The sequence below is a fragment of the Bradyrhizobium sp. ISRA436 genome, from assembly GCF_029910015.1.
In the GTDB taxonomy this organism is placed as follows: Bacteria; Pseudomonadota; Alphaproteobacteria; order Rhizobiales; family Xanthobacteraceae; genus Bradyrhizobium.
The window spans coordinates 1029403-1045944 of the sequence record NZ_CP094519.1 but is presented as its reverse complement, the minus strand read 5'-3'; the positions used below and the strand labels follow the sequence as shown (position 1 = coordinate 1045944).

General features: G+C 61.8%; 18 protein-coding genes. 8 read left to right on the top strand and 10 right to left on the bottom strand.

What is annotated here, in order from left to right; genetic code table 11:
* Positions 1-100: 100 nt before the first annotated feature.
* The 3 genes from MTX23_RS04925 to MTX23_RS04915 all read right to left on the bottom strand — a co-directional run bounded on the left by MTX23_RS04925 (position 101) and on the right by MTX23_RS04915 (position 5282).
* Positions 101-3355, bottom strand: a complete 3255-nt coding sequence (locus MTX23_RS04925; protein ID WP_280975508.1) for an AMP-binding protein — start codon at positions 3353-3355, stop codon at positions 101-103.
* 493 nt (positions 3356-3848) lie between these two features.
* Positions 3849-4664 (bottom strand): tetratricopeptide repeat protein, encoded by an 816-nt coding sequence (locus tag MTX23_RS04920; protein WP_280975507.1) that lies wholly within the window; start codon positions 4662-4664, stop codon positions 3849-3851.
* A 45-nt stretch (positions 4665-4709) separates the two neighbouring features.
* Positions 4710-5282: a transcriptional regulator gene (locus tag MTX23_RS04915; protein WP_280975506.1), complete on the bottom strand. Its 573-nt coding sequence runs from the start codon at positions 5280-5282 to the stop codon at positions 4710-4712.
* Positions 5283-5449: 167 nt separating this feature from the next.
* On the opposite strand from MTX23_RS04915, the gene MTX23_RS04910 reads away from it, so the two are divergent.
* Positions 5450-5692 carry a DUF1127 domain-containing protein gene (locus MTX23_RS04910; protein ID WP_280975505.1) on the top strand — a complete coding sequence of 81 codons (243 nt, stop codon included), beginning with the start codon at positions 5450-5452 and terminating at the stop codon, positions 5690-5692.
* Positions 5693-5895: 203 nt separating this feature from the next.
* On the opposite strand, the gene MTX23_RS04905 is transcribed toward MTX23_RS04910, so the two are convergent.
* The 3 genes from MTX23_RS04905 to MTX23_RS04895 form a co-directional block, all read right to left on the bottom strand.
* On the bottom strand, positions 5896-7671 hold the full coding sequence (locus MTX23_RS04905; protein WP_280975504.1) for an adenylate/guanylate cyclase domain-containing protein: 1776 nt from the start codon (positions 7669-7671) through the stop codon (positions 5896-5898).
* A 983-nt stretch (positions 7672-8654) separates the two neighbouring features.
* The gene (locus MTX23_RS04900; protein ID WP_280975503.1) at positions 8655-8846 is read right to left on the bottom strand and encodes a hypothetical protein; all 192 of its coding nucleotides are present in this window, start codon (positions 8844-8846) and stop codon (positions 8655-8657) included.
* 82 nt (positions 8847-8928) lie between these two features.
* A complete protein-coding gene (locus MTX23_RS04895; RefSeq protein WP_280975502.1) occupies positions 8929-9177 on the bottom strand; it encodes a hypothetical protein in 249 nt (82 codons plus the stop codon).
* A gap of 142 nt (positions 9178-9319) precedes the next feature.
* Here MTX23_RS04895 and MTX23_RS04890 point away from each other — a divergent pair, with 142 nt between their 5' ends.
* Positions 9320-10135: a hypothetical protein gene (locus MTX23_RS04890; protein ID WP_280975501.1), complete on the top strand. Its 816-nt coding sequence runs from the start codon at positions 9320-9322 to the stop codon at positions 10133-10135.
* A 110-nt stretch (positions 10136-10245) separates the two neighbouring features.
* On the opposite strand, the gene MTX23_RS04885 is transcribed toward MTX23_RS04890, so the two are convergent.
* Positions 10246-10614 carry a DUF1236 domain-containing protein gene (locus MTX23_RS04885; protein WP_280975500.1) on the bottom strand — a complete coding sequence of 123 codons (369 nt, stop codon included), beginning with the start codon at positions 10612-10614 and terminating at the stop codon, positions 10246-10248.
* Positions 10615-10953: 339 nt separating this feature from the next.
* Between MTX23_RS04885 and MTX23_RS04880 the strand changes: the two genes are divergently transcribed.
* The 5 genes from MTX23_RS04880 to MTX23_RS04860 all read left to right on the top strand — a co-directional run bounded on the left by MTX23_RS04880 (position 10954) and on the right by MTX23_RS04860 (position 14099).
* Positions 10954-11391 carry a nuclear transport factor 2 family protein gene (locus tag MTX23_RS04880; protein WP_280975499.1) on the top strand — a complete coding sequence of 146 codons (438 nt, stop codon included), beginning with the start codon at positions 10954-10956 and terminating at the stop codon, positions 11389-11391.
* 115 nt (positions 11392-11506) lie between these two features.
* A complete protein-coding gene (locus tag MTX23_RS04875; protein WP_280975498.1) occupies positions 11507-11761 on the top strand; it encodes a hypothetical protein in 255 nt (84 codons plus the stop codon).
* A gap of 196 nt (positions 11762-11957) precedes the next feature.
* Positions 11958-12392, top strand: coding sequence for a nuclear transport factor 2 family protein (locus tag MTX23_RS04870; protein WP_280975497.1), 435 nt, complete (start codon positions 11958-11960; stop codon positions 12390-12392).
* 227 nt (positions 12393-12619) lie between these two features.
* Complete coding sequence (locus MTX23_RS04865; RefSeq protein WP_280975496.1) at positions 12620-13525, top strand: hypothetical protein; 906 nt, start codon at positions 12620-12622, stop codon at positions 13523-13525.
* 157 nt (positions 13526-13682) lie between these two features.
* Positions 13683-14099 (top strand): hypothetical protein, encoded by a 417-nt coding sequence (locus tag MTX23_RS04860; RefSeq protein ID WP_280975495.1) that lies wholly within the window; start codon positions 13683-13685, stop codon positions 14097-14099.
* 429 nt (positions 14100-14528) lie between these two features.
* On the opposite strand, the gene MTX23_RS04855 is transcribed toward MTX23_RS04860, so the two are convergent.
* The 3 genes from MTX23_RS04855 to MTX23_RS04845 all read right to left on the bottom strand — a co-directional run bounded on the left by MTX23_RS04855 (position 14529) and on the right by MTX23_RS04845 (position 15885).
* Positions 14529-14672, bottom strand: coding sequence for a hypothetical protein (locus MTX23_RS04855; protein WP_201456095.1), 144 nt, complete (start codon positions 14670-14672; stop codon positions 14529-14531).
* 159 nt (positions 14673-14831) lie between these two features.
* Positions 14832-15314: a MaoC family dehydratase gene (locus MTX23_RS04850; protein WP_280975494.1), complete on the bottom strand. Its 483-nt coding sequence runs from the start codon at positions 15312-15314 to the stop codon at positions 14832-14834.
* 112 nt (positions 15315-15426) lie between these two features.
* The gene (locus MTX23_RS04845) at positions 15427-15885 is read right to left on the bottom strand and encodes a MaoC family dehydratase (RefSeq protein WP_280975493.1); all 459 of its coding nucleotides are present in this window, start codon (positions 15883-15885) and stop codon (positions 15427-15429) included.
* A 327-nt stretch (positions 15886-16212) separates the two neighbouring features.
* On the opposite strand from MTX23_RS04845, the gene MTX23_RS04840 reads away from it, so the two are divergent.
* Positions 16213-16506 carry a DUF4282 domain-containing protein gene (locus MTX23_RS04840; RefSeq protein ID WP_280975492.1) on the top strand — a complete coding sequence of 98 codons (294 nt, stop codon included), beginning with the start codon at positions 16213-16215 and terminating at the stop codon, positions 16504-16506.
* Positions 16507-16542: the final 36 nt, after the last annotated feature.

Below are 16542 nucleotides of genomic sequence, written 5' to 3'. Positions count from 1 at the left end.
TACTCGGATCGCACGAATCTTTGGCGACCTTGCGCATGGCAGGACACCGGCACAAGGCGTTGCATTTTTTCACCGGCTTGGTGCGACTGACCTGGTCGTTTCAAGGATCAATCAATCGACTAAGCTGCTCGTTGGGGTTTGCGGCCGCATTGGCCAAGATTGCCGTGTAATCGGTAATCCAATTCTGGACGGTGTTTGGCTCGAACAAGTCGTCCTTACGCCCGCATATGCCGGTAATCCCCGACGGGGTGTCCTTGAGGGTTATCGAAAGCCAAGCGCGATCGATCGGCATGACAGACCGTTCTTCCTGGTAGCCGAACGGCCGAACCGTCAGATCGGGCAGCTGGAGCGCTCGGCGGAACGCAACCTGGAGAACGAAATAAACCTGCACGAGTGATGCCGGGCACAAGCCGGTTTCTTCCGCCAGTCGGCTGGCAATGATATCGAAGGGAAGCTCTTGTCTGGCGTAAGCCTCCAGGACGGCCTTGCGCACGCGATTAAGCGCTTCGCTAAAGGTCAGATCAGCATCAAGTTGGGTGCGGATGATCGTTGTGTTCGCGAACGGACCGATCACGCGTTCTGTCCTGAGTTGAGGCCGATTGGCCATCAAAGTCGCTACGCAAATGTCGTTGCGTTCGCTCCGGAGCAACAGCAGGGTCTTGAAACCGGCGAGTAAACTCATGAACAGAGTTACGCCCCGGTCGCGGCTCATGGCGCTCAGCTGCGTCACCAGATTGTTCGATATTTGAAATGGTTCCTGGAGAACGCGCGAGGTCAATTCGCCGCCAACGCTGCTTTTCGGGGCCGCAAATGGCGGTGAGGCTTTGTCGAGGCACCGCTTCCAGTAAGCGAACTGTCTGTTTGCTTCCTCGGTGCTGGACCACAAACGCTGCCAGCGAGCGAAGTCGGAAAACTGAAAGGATGGTTCGGGCAGCTGCGCCTTCGCACCGGCAAGCGAAGCGGCATAGATCTCCAAAAGCTCCTCCATGAAGATCACCATCGACCAGCCATCAATGATGATATCGTGCATGACCAGAAGCAAAACATGGTCCCTGGCGTCGAGCCGGAAGACATAGGCCCGGAACAGTGGCGCATTGTTCATGTCGATCGGCGCCAAGGAGTCCTGCTCGGCTTCCAACTTCACCTTTGCCAGCAGAAGTTCCTTGGCCCGGGCATCTCCGGCATGCGCCGGAGCTGCATAATCCTTCACGATCATGATTGATCTGACATCGACGTCCGGCACGATGCGAGCGAGAGGGACCTCATCCTGCCAGATAAACACCGTGCGCAGCATGTCGTGCCGACGCACGACCTCGGCAAGGCTCCGCTCGAGCACGGGAATGTTTAGTCGGCCCTGCAATCGATAAGCGAACGGCAGGTTGAACTGGGGTAATCCGGGTATTTTTCGCTCGATGCGTAGCATGCGCTCCTGCACGATGGACACCGGCTGTGGGCCATCTCCATCAGCGGGCGAGATCTCCATTGGCGGATCGTGCGGGCGCGCTAACGAGCCAGCGCGCTCTTTTGATGAGTCAAGGCGAAGCGCAAGAGCCGCAACGGTCGACGAATTGAAGATATGCTCGAATGACAGGGTGATGCCGAAGCGCTCTTCCACACGCGAAATCATCTGCGTCATGGCAAGTGAATCCACCCCGAGCGCGAAGACATCCTGGTCAACGCTGATCTGATCGATCTCCAGGATGTCCTCCCAGATACCGGCCAGTTGACGCTCCAACTCAGAGCTGGGCGCAACTCCCTTGCCGCCGTCCTGGATTGGTCGAGTCTTTGAGAAGCGGGCGGCAAGTTCATTACGCTTGATCTTCCCGCCGGCGCCTTTCGGGATCTCCGGCACAATCAGGATGAGGCCAGGGACCTTAAACCCTGCCAGGCGTCCTCGGACAAAGTCTCGGAGACTTTGTGCGTTGACCTTTGCGTCCTGACGCAGCACGACAGCGGCGGCGACGTCCGCGCCGAGTCGCTCATGGGGGACGGGGAAAACAGCGGCTTCGATCACATCCGGGTGGCTCAGCAGGGCGCCCTCTACTTCGGCGGGGGCAACCTTCTGCCCGCCCTTATGGATGATCTCCTTGATGCGACCGACGACGAAGAGATACCGGTCGGCATCCAGGTATCCGAGGTCGCCGGTCCGGAACCAGCCGTCCTGAAATGCGGACGCGGTAGCGGCGGCATCATTGTCGTACCCCCTGGTTATCGTGGGACCTCGCAGCGCGATCTCTCCACGTTTGCCGGATGGCAAGCGACGACCTCCATTGTCCAGTATCCGGATCTCGGGGCCGGCCGGCCGACCGACTGAACCGCGCTTTCGCCGCTGCAAGGGATTTGCAGCGATCTGGGTGGCGGCCTCCGTCATGCCATAGGTGTCGATAACGGGAACACCAAACAATGCTTCCAGTCCGTCGAGCACTTCCGACGACAGAGACGTCGAAGCCGAACGAACGAGCCGCAAGGAGGACCGCTGCGCAGCCTGCCTGTAGGGATCCGCCGCCGCCAATAGCGCGCGATGGATTGCCGGTACCGCCGTGTACCAGGTTGGTCGAAACTCCGTCAGCCAGCCGAAGAACGCTGTTGCATCGAAGCCGGGCGGACAGACCACACTGGAGCCTGCCGCAAGCGCGGCCAGAAGTCCCGAGATCAAGCCGTGCCCATGAAAGAGAGGCAGCACGTTCAGCAATCGGTCGCGAGCCTCAAGCTCCAAGGCGGCGCCAACGTTGTCGGCCGACAGACAGACGCTCGCATGGGTCAGAGGGACCGTTTTGGGCCGCGACGTGCTGCCTGATGTCATCAGGATGAACGCGTCGTCAGCGCTGGGCGCAAACTCGTCGCCAGCCGGGAGTTGCGGTGACGGATCGACAACACTGAACGCGCCGGCCGCCTCGTTGGGCCGCATCGACACATCGATCACGGGCACGCCCTGGATGCGCGCGGCGCGTCGGCTGGCCGAATTCAAGTCAGCGTGCGTCAAGAGCGCGGCCAGGTGCAATTCGCCGAAATAACGCTGGTATTCATCGCAGGTGAAACCCGGATTGAGAGGCACACAAACCGCGCCGGCTGCAACCGTGATCGCCGCTACCGCAGCCTCCGGTCCGTCCGGCAACACCACCGCGACCCTGTCGGTTCGGCGCACGCCGATGCTCCGCAACCCGAAAACCACTTCGTTGGCCTGCGTCCACAGCGCGCCATACGTCATCGGGAGGCGTGCGGGAGCCAGAATGGCGTGGCGCTCCGGCGCATTTTCCGCATGGTCGGCGAGGAGATCTCGAATGCACGGAAAGGGGCGTCTGCCGGCGCTCTTGCGTGTGATACCGCTCTGCAATTCCTTGATAATATTCGACAACGCCGCCCCCTCTACGTCAATGTCGCTCCGTATCCTGCGCTGTTGAAGTCATTTCCCAGAACCATCAAACCCATCGAAGGGCGAGAATACGCGGATAACGTCGGGCAATCGACCGCAGGCTCGGCTGCGCTCAGGCAAGTTGCCCTGACAGCATCTTAGGAAGCTCAACGCTTATAGCAGTATGTTGAGCCGCTGTCCGGCATGGCCGACGACCGTTTCGGGTCAACGCTGCCGATGACGGCCGAATTGCTCGAAATCCGCTCATCGCCGACCAGCCGACGTGCCGATGGCCAAAAGGGGGATTCAGCTATGGGCCAGATGCAGACTCATGCGCCGCAGCAAAAAGGGTCTATTCAATCACCTCGTCGGGTTGGACGGGCGCGCGCTCATTCGGGCAACCCCGCCTTCCGAAGACCCTCCATCAGCAGCCTCGCGTTTGACGGTCCGCCCCGGGCGAACCGCGCAGATACGGTAAAGGCAGGATCGATCTCAATCAGACGAGCCGCCGCCTGACGCGCCTCAGCGTCACGTCCAAGATGCGCAAATGCAGCGCAAGACAGAGGTATGCTATCGGATATTCCGGGTTCTGACGTACGGCCTTCTTTGCTGCCTCGATTGCCTCTTCAAAGCGACGAAGCCCAACAAAGGCCGTGCCCATGCCGGCAAATGCCCTATAGAGTACCGGGTCCACCGGGCTCATGCGAATGGCACGCTCAAAGCTCCGAACCGCTTCCTCGGGCAGACCCGCAACTCTGTAGACCCATCCTCTGCAATGCCATGCTTGAAATGAATTTGGGTTGAACGCGGCCGCCCGGTCCGCCATTTCGATCGCACTTTCATGATCGCCAATCATGAACGCTGAGACCGCTGAAGCCCACGCCAATATTTCAGGATCACCAGCATCGACGGTCAACGCCAAGCGAAGAAGTCGTATTGCTTCGTTGCGCTCGAATTGCGGATCGGTCGCGTGGCCCCAGTTGACGTTGTTCATGTGACAGGCACCGGCCAGTGCAGCGGCAAAGCCGAACCGAGGGTCCAGTTCCAAGGCGCGATGAGCCAGCCTTATCGCCTCGGCAATCCCTTCGCGCGTTTCTAGGTAATATTGCGGCATAGCTCGGAGGAAAAAATCATAGGCAGTGAGGTTCTCCGATCGGCGCCGCGCCGCCATCGCAATTTCCGTTTGGAGCAATTTTGGCTGAATGGCTGAGACAACAGCTACCGTCACTTCGTCCTGAAGCGCGAAGACGTCCGTCAGGTCACGCTCGAACCTGTCCGCCCAGATGTGCGCGCCGGTCACAGCATCGATCAACTGTCCTGTGATGCGGACTTTCCCGCAGCCTTGCGCACTGATCCCTCAAGGATGTACCGCACACCAAGCCTGCGCCCGACTTCCTTGATATCGACCGCTCGGCCCTTGAAGGTGAAGCTCGAATTTCGGGCGACGACGAACAGCGATCTGAACCTGGAGAGCGCTGTGATGGACCATCCCGTCGGAAAAATATTCCTGCTCGGGATCGCCGCTCATGTTCTCGAACGGCAGCACCGCGATGGAGGGCTTGTCGGGAACCGCTGGAGCGCTCCCGGGCGCATCGCCGGGATTGCGATCCGCAGCTTCTGGCGCCTCCCGCACCTGTCCGACGAAACGGAATCCCTTGCGCGGCAGCGTCTTGATCAAGCGCTGGCCCTCCCCGGAATCGCCGATTGCGCTTCGGGCGGCATTCAGCCGGGTCGTCAGTGCTGCATCCGACACGCTGCGTCCGTTCCAGACCGCATTGATGAGGTCGACTTTACTGACGACGCGCTCCCTGTTGCGGATCAGGTAATCGAGCAGATCGAACACCTGCGGCGCGGTGGAGACGACGTCCGCCCCGCGATGCAGCTCGCGCCGGTCGGTGTCGAATGCGTACTCCTCGAAGAGATAGCGCAAGACGCAAATCCCCCTGGCCGAGAGCCCCCGACAACCGGGCTTTGGCCTCGCTGAACATCGCAAGAATAAGCTGTCGGTGAGGAAAATGTAAGCGGCCGGTCAAGCATCCCCGCCGATCTCGCGGCACCCTCATGCCGGTGAAAAACACCGTCCCAGGAGACACAGCAATGAGCACGACGCATGGCGCAGCGTGGCTGAACCGGACATCCGTATCGACGCGGCACGTCGCCCGCCTCTTCCTGAAATATTGGAATGCCTATCGGGAGCGCCGCGAACGCCAAAAATTGCGCGCCTCGTTGTCCAACTTGAGCGACAGGGATCTGATGGATATCGGAACCACGCGCGCCGAGATCGACTACGTTGCCTCGCACCGAGGCATTGACCCGCAAGGCATCCGATCCGGCGAATGACCGCGATACCTGCCAACGGTGGATAGCCAAATCGGGCCCACCGACATCCGACAAGGGTCAGAAGCGGCGGTCGAGACAAGCGCGGTGCCCATAGCCGACATCACAATAGGGTCGGCGTGGTTCGGCTAGGGGCTATAAGCGGAAGGGGCTCGCCTACCGTCGTAACGACGGCGGGATACCCAAAAACTTAGCTTGCCAGCGAACTATTCCGGTAATCCGGCGCGTCGCAGGCCTTCCGCATATCTTGCAAGATCCTCGGGACGCCGCATTGGCACGTGATCCGACAACCTGGACACTCTGAATGTAGGATCGATTTCTAGCATTCGCTTCGCCGCTTTACGGGCTCGCTCCAGTTGCCCGGAATTTCCGGCGCTGGTCGCGATAATTCTAATGGCGGGCAAGAAGTTGGGATCTTCCCGCGAGGCTTTCTCAGCCCACAAGACCGACTCGTCGTATCGGCCGGCAACAAAATGGGCGAGCGCCGTAGCCGTCTGCATCGAGTAGAGACTCGGATCAAGCGGGCTCAACCGCATGGCATGAGCCAAATGCTCAATTGCCGTTTCCGGCTCTCCGCGGAATGCCTTGAGCAGGCCGCCGAATTGCCACGCGGAGGAGAGATGCGGATTGAGCGCAAGTGCCCGTTCGATCAGGTCAGCGCCTTCATCCGGTTCGAAAGCGACCCGCGCGAGAGCGTAACCAGCCCGCGACAGAACTGCCGCGTCGTCTCTTCCCAGTTCCACGGCCCGCCGAGCCAGCTTCGTGGTCTCTGCCGATTCTTTTGTAACATCGGTCATCCAGCCGTTTGCTTTTCGTAAGGTAAAGCACCGCGCCAGCATCGCATGTGCCAGTGCAAAATTGGCGTCGATCTCGATAGCCTTATAGAAGAGCCTGAGCGCTTCCTCGTTCTCGTCCTTGGTTGCGCCTTCGACGACCGCCAACCCACGAAGATAGTAATCATAGGCATCCAGCTTTTCGGTCGGCTTTCGCTTGGAGCGCTCGATCTCGGCCTGGTCGAGCCTGGGTGCAATCGCGGCAACCACGCTCATGGTGATCCTGTCCTGAAGATCGAATACATCTTGAAGCGATCCGTCGAACTTGTCAGCCCACAGATGCGCGCCACTCGCGGCATCGATCAACTGCCCGGTTAGCCTGAGCCTTCCTCCGGCCTTGCGGATGCTGCCTTCGAGCACATAACGAACGCCCAGCTCACGACCGACTTTCTTGATGTCGACCGCCTTGCCCTTGAACGTGAAGCTCGAGTTTCGCGCGATGACAAACAGCGACTTGAAACGCGATAGAGCAGTGATGATGTCTTCGACGATTCCGTCCGCGAAATATTCCTGCTCGGGATCGCCGCTCATGTTCTGAAACGGCAGCACGGCTATGGATGGTTTGTCCGGCAGGGATAACTGGCCGCTGCTGCCGGACGGTGTCGCGAAACTGGCTATGTCCGCTGTCGACGCACCCTTTGAGGTGACCGCATAAGCCCTGATCGGCTCCTCGATGTTCTTGACCTGTTGGGCGCCAAGGTCAGTAAATTCCAGGGGAAGAATTTTTTTGACCTGATCGTAGGCAACGCTGGAGATACAGCAGCCGCCGGCGCTGGCGAGGGCTTGTAATCGTGCAGCGATGTTGACGCTATCGCCAAAGAGGTCACCTCCTTTGATCATGATGTCGCCGACGTGGATTCCGATCCGGAAATTGATCTGACGCGACAGGCCAGCATTGGCTTTGGCCAGCGCGGCCTGCGCCTCGATCGCACATTGAACTGCATCGACGGCGCTGCTGAACGCCGCTAGCACGCTGTCGCCGGCGGTGTTCGCGATCCTGCCGCGATGAGAAGCAATCAACTGGTCGAGAACGGCACGCCGCTCTGTCAAATCCCTGAGGGTGCCGACCTCATCAGCTCCCATCAGACGACTATATCCCTCGACATCAGCCGCAAAAATCGCGATCAGCCTGCGCTCGGTCTCAGCCATTTGCGTCTCGATACGCCTCGGAGCGGGCTGACAGATTATCGTGCGTCCAAGGCGCGGAACACCCCAAAATCCGAGCTTCGCGCCTTCCTTGGGAATACACCGAACGTCCGTTTCGGTTCGAAAAGCCGTGGATGCCCGAGCTGGATGGCGTCCGATCGTCCCGAACCAGCCGGCACCGTGATCGATCAGGGCTTCGCTGGATGTATGCCTGTGAGGGCATCACAGCAGCAGCTGAGCCAGTCGGACATGTCGGCAGTGCCTGCAACGACGATAGGCTGCCGGCGTGTGCGACAAAGTAGCCCGACGGGCAAGTTTCCGCTTGGCGATTGACCCAACTCAGATGTTGAATCCGCCCGTCTCACCCGATCGAGGGGCGCTGCGCGATCGTCACGAGTGCTGGGTTGAGATGCGGTGGACGCCTGACGTGCAACTGACGAGTGCGCATGAGGCGGACGGTGAAGTCGTGCAGGCCTGACGCCCTAGTGGCAGGTGTCTCATCGGCAAGAGTAAGCTCTCTCGCTGATGACGGTGACAACAAAGCCCAGTCTCGCCGGGGAGAGCACGTATAAGCCGTAAACCATCGCGCAGGGAAGGCCGGGCTGTTTCCGGTTTCACCTGTGGTCCTACCCCCGTGCTTTCCATTTGCACGGGACCCATGGGTGCGATCGGCACCCGGTCTTCCCTGCGCCCTTTGCTCAATAGGGGGCGAAACGAAGAGCAAAACTCGGACGAATCATGTCGCGAGAATGCGGCGTCACATCCTCTCGGTTGTCATGGCCCGCGCAGGCGGGCCATCCAATACGCCGCGGCCTCTCCCTGCAAGCACTGGCGTCTCTGGAATACTGGATCACCCGCATGCGCGGGTGATGACGACGAACAAGCGGTTTGACATGTGAATCGGAAGCTGACCCGTCATGCTGAGGAGGCCGCATCGCGGCCGTCTCGAAGCACGACGGCCACCAGCCGGGCCGCGGTTGCTGTCCCTAGCCCGACCGCTTGTTGCTGGTGTTCTGGATCAGATTGCCGTGTGCGCCCTGCTCGCGGATATTGTGCTTCTCGTCGTCGCGATGGCCCTTGGTGGTGTCGAGGGGAACGCCGGGTGCGCTGCCGGGGCCCTTGTGGCTCTGATTGTCGTCGGGAACGGGCTGGACGTTTCTTGTCTTTGGTTTCGTCATTATTGTCTCCGTACGCATGGAGACAACGCCGCCCTGGCGGGCGGCGTTCCGGAAACCTCAGGTCACAACTTGTCTTGCTGCGTCACAACTTATCCTGCTGCCTGTTCTGCGGCGTCGGCTGGGCCTGCTGCTGCTGTTGGCGCGTCTGCATCTTGGCGTGGTGGCGGCCATAGAGACAGCCGGCCGCAGCGCCGAGCATGCCATGATGGCCGGCATAGTGGCCGGCGACGCCGCCGACGATCGCGCCCTTGATGCAGCCCTTGGCGTCGGCGGGAGACGCAATGGCAAGCGCAGCGACGGCAATGGCGGAAGCAAGGAAGACGGATTTCATATCATGTGGCTCCGGTGAAATCTGCCGGATCAACGGCCGAGCCGCCCCGCCGGTTCCCGTCCCTCCTTTGCAGAAATCCGCTGCGCACCCGTCCGGATCATGCTCTAACTGCCGCCGTATTGCGGACGGCCTTTTCAGGATCATGCCCGGTTCACCCAATCCCGTTGTCGCGCTGGCGTTCTGCGCTGCGGCCCTCTTCATTGCAAATCCGGCTCGGGCGCAGAACAGCGATCGCACGCTGCTCTCGACCTTCTGTGCCGCAGCCAGCATCAAGGGATCGACCTGCACGCGCGCGAGGTCGTATCCCAACGCCGCCGGCCGGGCGTGCGACGTGACGTTGACAAAGGAGCGTTACGCCGGACGCTTCCTCGCTGCCGGCAGCCCCCTGCTCGTCGTCAATTACGAGAGCGAGTGCGAACCGCACGCCACCGATTTCGGCGGCGTCGCCTTGTTCGCACAGAATGGTCAGACGTACCGCTTCGTCCGCTTCCTGCCGGGCGCGCAGGGCCACGACTGCATCGTCCTGCCAGGGGACGAGCGGCGGGACGCGCTGGTCTGCGCGCTCGGCCATATGGGCCAGGGCATCCTCGAAAGCGCGGTGGCGCGGATGGAGTTCACCAGCAAGGCCGGCAAGGGAATCGCGATCTCGCCCGACTTCCTGGTCAGGGCCGAGGATACGGTGAGCGCCTATGGCTCCAACGTCGTGACCTGCAACGAAGGCCCGAAATATTTCGGCCTCTCCAATCTGGCCGCGGGCCCGCGGCGGAATTCGGTGGCCGTCGACGTCGACTACGCCGACGACGAAACCATCCGCACCGCCTGCGGCGAAGGCTTTCCGAAGCCGAAGGAACTGTACCACGACCTCGAAGCCGGCGAGGCCTTTGTGCCGCCGGGCTACGAAAAGAAGAAGCGGTTCACGATCGACCTCGTGACGCGCAAGGCCGCGCCGGCGGATTAAGCGGCCATCAAACTCCCGGCGCGACGGCGAGCCGGCCTCGCCGGCCGGCCCCGGAGGAGAGCAGGGCCTTGACCGGCGTCAGGACCGGCTCGCCGCCGGCAGCGTGCGACCTATTTGGCGACGACGTCGGCGATCTTGTTGTCGGACGGATTCACGATCAGCACCTTGTCCTGCGTCATCGCGTAGCGATAGGGCCGCACCTCCGGCACATCGCGGCGGGCCCGGCGCGGCAACGGATAGGTGCTCACACTGGACGGCACGACGGCGCCGACCGTGGCGTTGAAGCCCGACGGCGCGGTCTGGTTCGAGGCGTGGCGGCTGACATCCTTCCAGATCGACTTCTGCTGGGTGTCGGAAAGCGACAGCGTGTCGCTCGCGGCCGGCGCCTTGCCGGCGTGGTTCGACATCTGATTGGTCGCTGCGGCGGTCACACCCGACAAGGCCAGCATTGCGGCGGCGAGCGGGGTGGTGCTTTTCATGAGGGTCTCCTGGTCACGGATCCGTCGCCCATGTCGGCCCAACCGGGCACGTGCGGAGAGGTTTCATTAATTCGCGGACAGCTGCGCGCCTGCTTCACATGTTCAGGACGCCCGGACACGGCGAGTCAGCGTGCGCGCGATCCGGTCATGGACATCGTTGCGCCGCTGTGGCGGCCGGATTGCGCCACACGAAGCGTTCGCGTGCATCGCACGCATCCATACACGCCTTGGTTGCTGAACCCAAATCCCCTCTCACACGTCAAACATTCGGTTGATTGTGGAACAGTTCGGTCCACAATGAGGAAAAGGACGGTCGGAGCAAGACCGGCGGAGTCGACCATGGGCGAGGATCTGAACCGGCAGCGCGTACTGAACTTCCTCGATGTCTACTATGCCGGCGGCATCGAGGGTGCGCTCGACCACTGCAGCGACGACATCGCGTTCCTCGTCAATGCGCCGATCGACATCCTGCCGCATATGGGCCAGCACCGCGGCAAGGCCGCGCTGCGCCAGATGTGGACCACGATCCACAACCGCTATTCCGACATGCGCTACGAGGCGCCGATCGTGGTGGCCGCGGGCGACAAGGTCGCGGCCCAGCTCCGCGTCTTCTTCCGCAAGCGCGACAACGCACGCGTGGTGCAGTTCGACGCCGCGGCCTTCTACACCCTGCGCGACGGCAAGATCACCGAGATCCGCGAGATCATCGACACTTTCGACCTGGTCCAGCAGGTGCTGGAGCGCGACATCGCGGCGACGCTGACCACCGGGCTCTAACGGCGCGGCGCCGTCTCGCGGCCAGACCTGCTCTGCGCAAACCTGTATGCCCGCATTGAACCTCGTCGGCGCAACGCTGACCTATCACATGGCTTGTTGCGGGACTGAAACCATCATGAAAATCGCATTGCTGGCGCTGCTGCTTGGCCTTGCCCTCGGTGCCCTCGGCATCGGGGCCGGGCTCGCTTGGGTCGAGATCTTCAAAACCACGGATTTTGAAGGCTATAGCGGCATGCTGGTGTTCTTCACCTGCATGCCGCTCGGCGCCACGATCGGCGGCATCGGAGGCGCCTTGCTGTTCGCGGTGGTCGCGCTCCGCGACAGCGCGATCGCGATCGAGCGGCAGCCGGTCCGGCAGCGCGAGCGCTAAGAACTGTGAGAAGCCGGCGCCGTTCACATTCCGATCAAACCCGGCGCAATTGCGCATTGCAAAATTGTCATTTGCGTTTTGGCCGATCCGCACTATCTGCGGCAGCAATAGTGATGTGCAGCAACCAGGCACGGTGTCGGCGCTGACGCCCCTGCGGTCTGCTTGCTTTGAAATCCAGTTTCAGGAAACACGACAAATGACAGAGCATAGTCTCTGGCATTTTTCGCGCGCATTGTATCGTGCGATCAACGAACGCCAGCTTGAAGACATTGAGCCCTTGCTCGATGACGAGGTCGAATGGGCGATTTATGGGCCGATCGACCGGTTTTCGTTTTTCGGCCAGCGCCGCGGCAAGGCCGCCGTGCTCGAGGTGATCAGGCAGATCGGCGAGAATCTGCGGGTGCACCGCTTCGACCGCGAGTCGATCATGCTGGGCGTGGATTCGGCGGCGTCGATGCTGCGCTATTCGCTCACCGCGCTCGACTCCAACAAGCCGATTTCGCTGCGGATCGCGCATTTCGCCCAGTTCAGGACCGGCCGACTGACCAGCTTCCGCGTGCTGGTCGACAGCTTCGACCTCGTCGAGCAGACCGTGGGTTATCCGATCCATCTGCCGCGTATCGCGGTCTGACCCGGTTTCGCGATTTCACGCGTTCGTCATGTCCGGGCCGTCGTTCCGGCATCCGGGGCCGGTTTTTGCCAGCCCCGAGCGGGCCGCGGGTTGCCGCGACGACTTGCGCGACTACATGCTTGGCGCGCCGGCCCGGGCATGGCGGCAACTTGTCCCCATAACCCCGGTTGCCACAATTTCGTACCACGGGAATCGCATCTTGCGGCTCTGGAATTCGCGGGCTGGGAATGACCACCACATCACGATTTGGCTGGGCGAGGCTGCCGCTGTTGGCGCTCGGCTTCAGCGTGGCCATGGCACTTTCGGCCGCAGCGCAGACGCCGCCCGCCAAGGACGACGCCCCGACCGAAGAAGCGGCGCCGGCGGCCGACGCAAATGACGCCGACATCCTGAAAGATATCGACGAGAGCAAGCTCGACTGGAGCCAGCTCAACACCGATCCCACCACTCTGCCCACGCTGATGCCGAAGAGCGCGGCCAAGCCGAGCAGCACCGCCAACAACAACCCGTCCTGGTCGTCCAACCTCAATGCCAACGGCACGTCGGGGGTCTCGGTCAAGCAGTCGATCTCACCGTTCCTCGACACCCAGGTGGGTGCCGACATGACGGTGGCGCGGCAGGGCACGCTGACGACGTCGGAGGAGCTGTCGGAACGGGTCGCCAATGGCGGCAGCCTGCCTCAGTCCGGAGGCTCTGCCTGGGCCTCGATATCAGCGCCCGGTGTGGCCTCGATCTGGGACAAGACCTCGGTGGAAGCCCGCGTCGATCCCGGCGCCGATCAGAGCAAGATCGGCACCTCGCTGAGCAAATCGGTGCCGCTGTCGGATCAATATTCACTGACGCTGCAGAGCGGCTACAACATCATCCAGCAGGGCGTGGTGCCGATGCCCGGCATCGCCGGCCACCTGTGGCAGAGCTACGACACCGACCAATCGGCAAAGCTGTCCGTCAACGACACCGGCACCAGCATCACGGCAGGACAGACCCTGTCGACCTCCGACGACAGGTGGCTGCGCCGGGTCGGCGCCGAACAGAAGCTGTTCGACGGCGTCACCGTCTCGGGCTCGGTCGGCGAGACCGCACAGGGCACGACCAGCAAGAGCATCAGCGCCGGCTTCAAGCGGACGTGGTGAAGAATCCGTTAGCCTTGTCGTGCTAATGATCAATCATTGCCGCAACTTGGCCCAGATGCGGTCAAATTCGGCGGGACACATAGGTCTGCAACTATCATCACATCAATTCGTCGTGCGGGGGACAGCCGCGCTTCGCCATGCGAACAGGGGAAAGCCGATGAACGTTACCAATCGATCCGAAGACGCTGAGACGAATTCGGACGTCGACACCAACCTCGCCGCCGTCTCGGAGGTCGAGGCTGGAATCCGCGACTTCGTGCGCAACGACATCGCCTATCTGCGGCGGCCCGTGGCGAGCCCGGAGACCGCGCCGGTCGAGCCGAACACCGACGCCACCGTCAACAACGTCAACTCGCTGATCCAGCGCGTTGCCGGCACGTCGCTGGCCGAGATCGAAAAGCTGATCTCGGAGCTCGAGAGCCTGCGCGACCTCCTGCATGCCGAGGGCCAGCGCGTGCAGCGTGAGATTTCCGGCTATGCCCAGCTCAGCCAGGCCGCGATGAAGTCGACGCGCATGATCGCCGACAACGTCACGCAGTGGAAGCGCGCCGCCGACGGTCTGCGCAACAGCTGATCTGGCACGTTCACCAAGACCGACAGCCGCCGCCTCTCCCAACGGGAGGCGGCGGCTTCATTTTTGCCATGGCCCTCGAAGCGTGCTCGAGCAGGTCCTGGCGGTAGACGGCTCCGTGCCTGTGTGACGCAACACATCACACAGACAATTCTTGCGGGAATTGAATTGAACCTTAAATGCGGAGGCCGCACCAAATCCCAAGCGCCATCGGGGCGATGGACATCTTTGGGGGAAATTCATGCAAAGCGTTCGACCGGATAACACCGCTCCGATTCCGCTGCGCCGGTCGCAGCAAGGCGTCGGTACGATCATGATCCGGTTTATCGGACTGCTGGCAGTGGCAACCGCGGTGATGGTGCTGATCTGGAATCGATAGAGATCCGCGCGCCTGCGAATCGGGATCAGCGTCTATGGTGAGAGGACTCCAACCTACCGATTGATGCTCGCGGTGGTCTCGAACGAATAGTCGCCGTCGGCAAAGCCCTTCACGACCATTCCGGTGGCCAGCATCACAACGAGCGTTACCGTCGCGAAGATCAAGCCGACCAGTTTCAGCGCGCTGCGATCTGCCATGGGTATCCCCTGAAGCTGTGCCCTGAAGCCATAGGCAGGCACAAAGGTTCACAACGCGTTAGCAAAAAATGCGTTTCACGCAACGCACAACAGCGTGGGCGCGTGTAAGTCGTCCGCTAACCATGGCGTTCCTGCAACATCAGATGCTTGCGGGCAACATCAGGAACCGGGATGCCGTCGCGGCACGAACGCGGTCGCCAGGAAAGAGAACACCACTTCGCCGCGCTGATTGGTGCCGGTGTTGCGCCCCTGCAGGATGCCCCATTCGGGACGGCTCGACGAGGTGCGCTTGGTCTCGACCTGATTGGAGAAGCTGACGGTGTCGCCGGCGAGCACCGGACGGATCCAGCGCAGTTCGCGGAAGCCCGGCGAAGGCCCCCATACCGCGACCGGCTCGCCGCTCGCGGCGGCCTCCGCCGCGAGCCGCTTGCCGTCGGCGACCAGCAGTTTCATGCACACCGCCGCGACGTGCCAGCCCGATGCGGCGAGACCGCCGAACAGCGACTTGCGTCCCGCCTCCTCGTCGAGATGGAAACGCTGCGGATCGAACTGCGAGGCAAAGCGCTTGATGTCCTCGGCCGTGAAAGTGAACGAGCCGAGATCGCGCCGCGCGCCGATCTCGATGTCCTCAAAAAAGCGCATACGCATAACGTCCTGACTTGAGCATGATCTCCGCGCAAACGCCTTGCGCTTGTCGCGAGGAAAACCGCTCCGCACTTTTCGCTGACGCGGTCCTTCGGGTCCGGATCATGTGCTACCCGCCCGCGCCGTTGCGACGGCTGACGATGATCGGCGACTCCATCTCGCACAGCACCTCGCCGCGCACATTGCGGATCGTGCCCTTGAAGGTCACGATGCCGGTGCTCGGCCGGCTGCGCGAGACGCGCGCCTCGACGACATCGACATCAAGCGTCAAATCGTCGCCCGGACGCAGCGGCGCCATCCAGCGCATCTCGTTGACCCCGGGCGAGCCGAGCAAGGCGGTGCGGCCGATAAAGCCGTCGAACAGCATCCGCATCATCAGCGAGCCGAGATGCCAGCCCGAGCCGGACAGGCCCCTGAGCATCGACTTCTGCGCCGCCTCTTCGTCGAGATGCATCGGCTGCGGGTCGAATTCAGCGGCAAAGGCCAGGATTTCGTCGCGGGTGACATGGCGCGGGCCGAACGTCCCGAAGCGGCCCGGCGTGAAGTCTTCAAAGGTCAGCGTGGTCATTGGGTGAGGATATGCCGGAAGGAAGCCCGATTGTGGCCGTTATTTGCAGCAATCACAACCTGTCCACTCGCATAGCTCGTCCCTGACTTGCCCGGCGCCCGGTTCAGGGCTAGCCCTTGGCCGCAAGGGGGCAGGCTAGGCGGACTGCGGCATCCATCCCCATGGTGAGGAGACACCTCTCACTCCGTCTCGCGCCATGCGGCCCGGCTGGTGGCCTCGTCCTTCGACAGGCTTGCTTCGCAAGCTTTTCGGGATGAAGTGATCAAGCCGGTTATCACGCAGTAGGATGAGACGCGAATCATGTTCGGCTTGCCGGGAGAACTACCGATGTTCGATTTCCAGGATCTGTTTCAGTGGGACCGTTTCATCACGCCCACGATCATCAAGACGTTCTACTGGCTGGTGATCGGCGTCATCGTGCTGTTCGGGATCTCCGGCATCCTGTCGAGCCTCTCGGCGATGGCGATCAGCCCATTCGTCGGTTTCGTCCTGCTGCTCGCATCGATCGCCAGCATCATTGTCGGCATCGTGTTCTCGCGCATCGTCGCCGAATTCATCCTGATCGTATTCCGCATCAACGAGCATCTCGGCGCGATCCGCGACCAGGGCGGCATGCGCTGAGGCCTTCGGGGGGCGCTGGCTTCCGGTGAAGAAAGG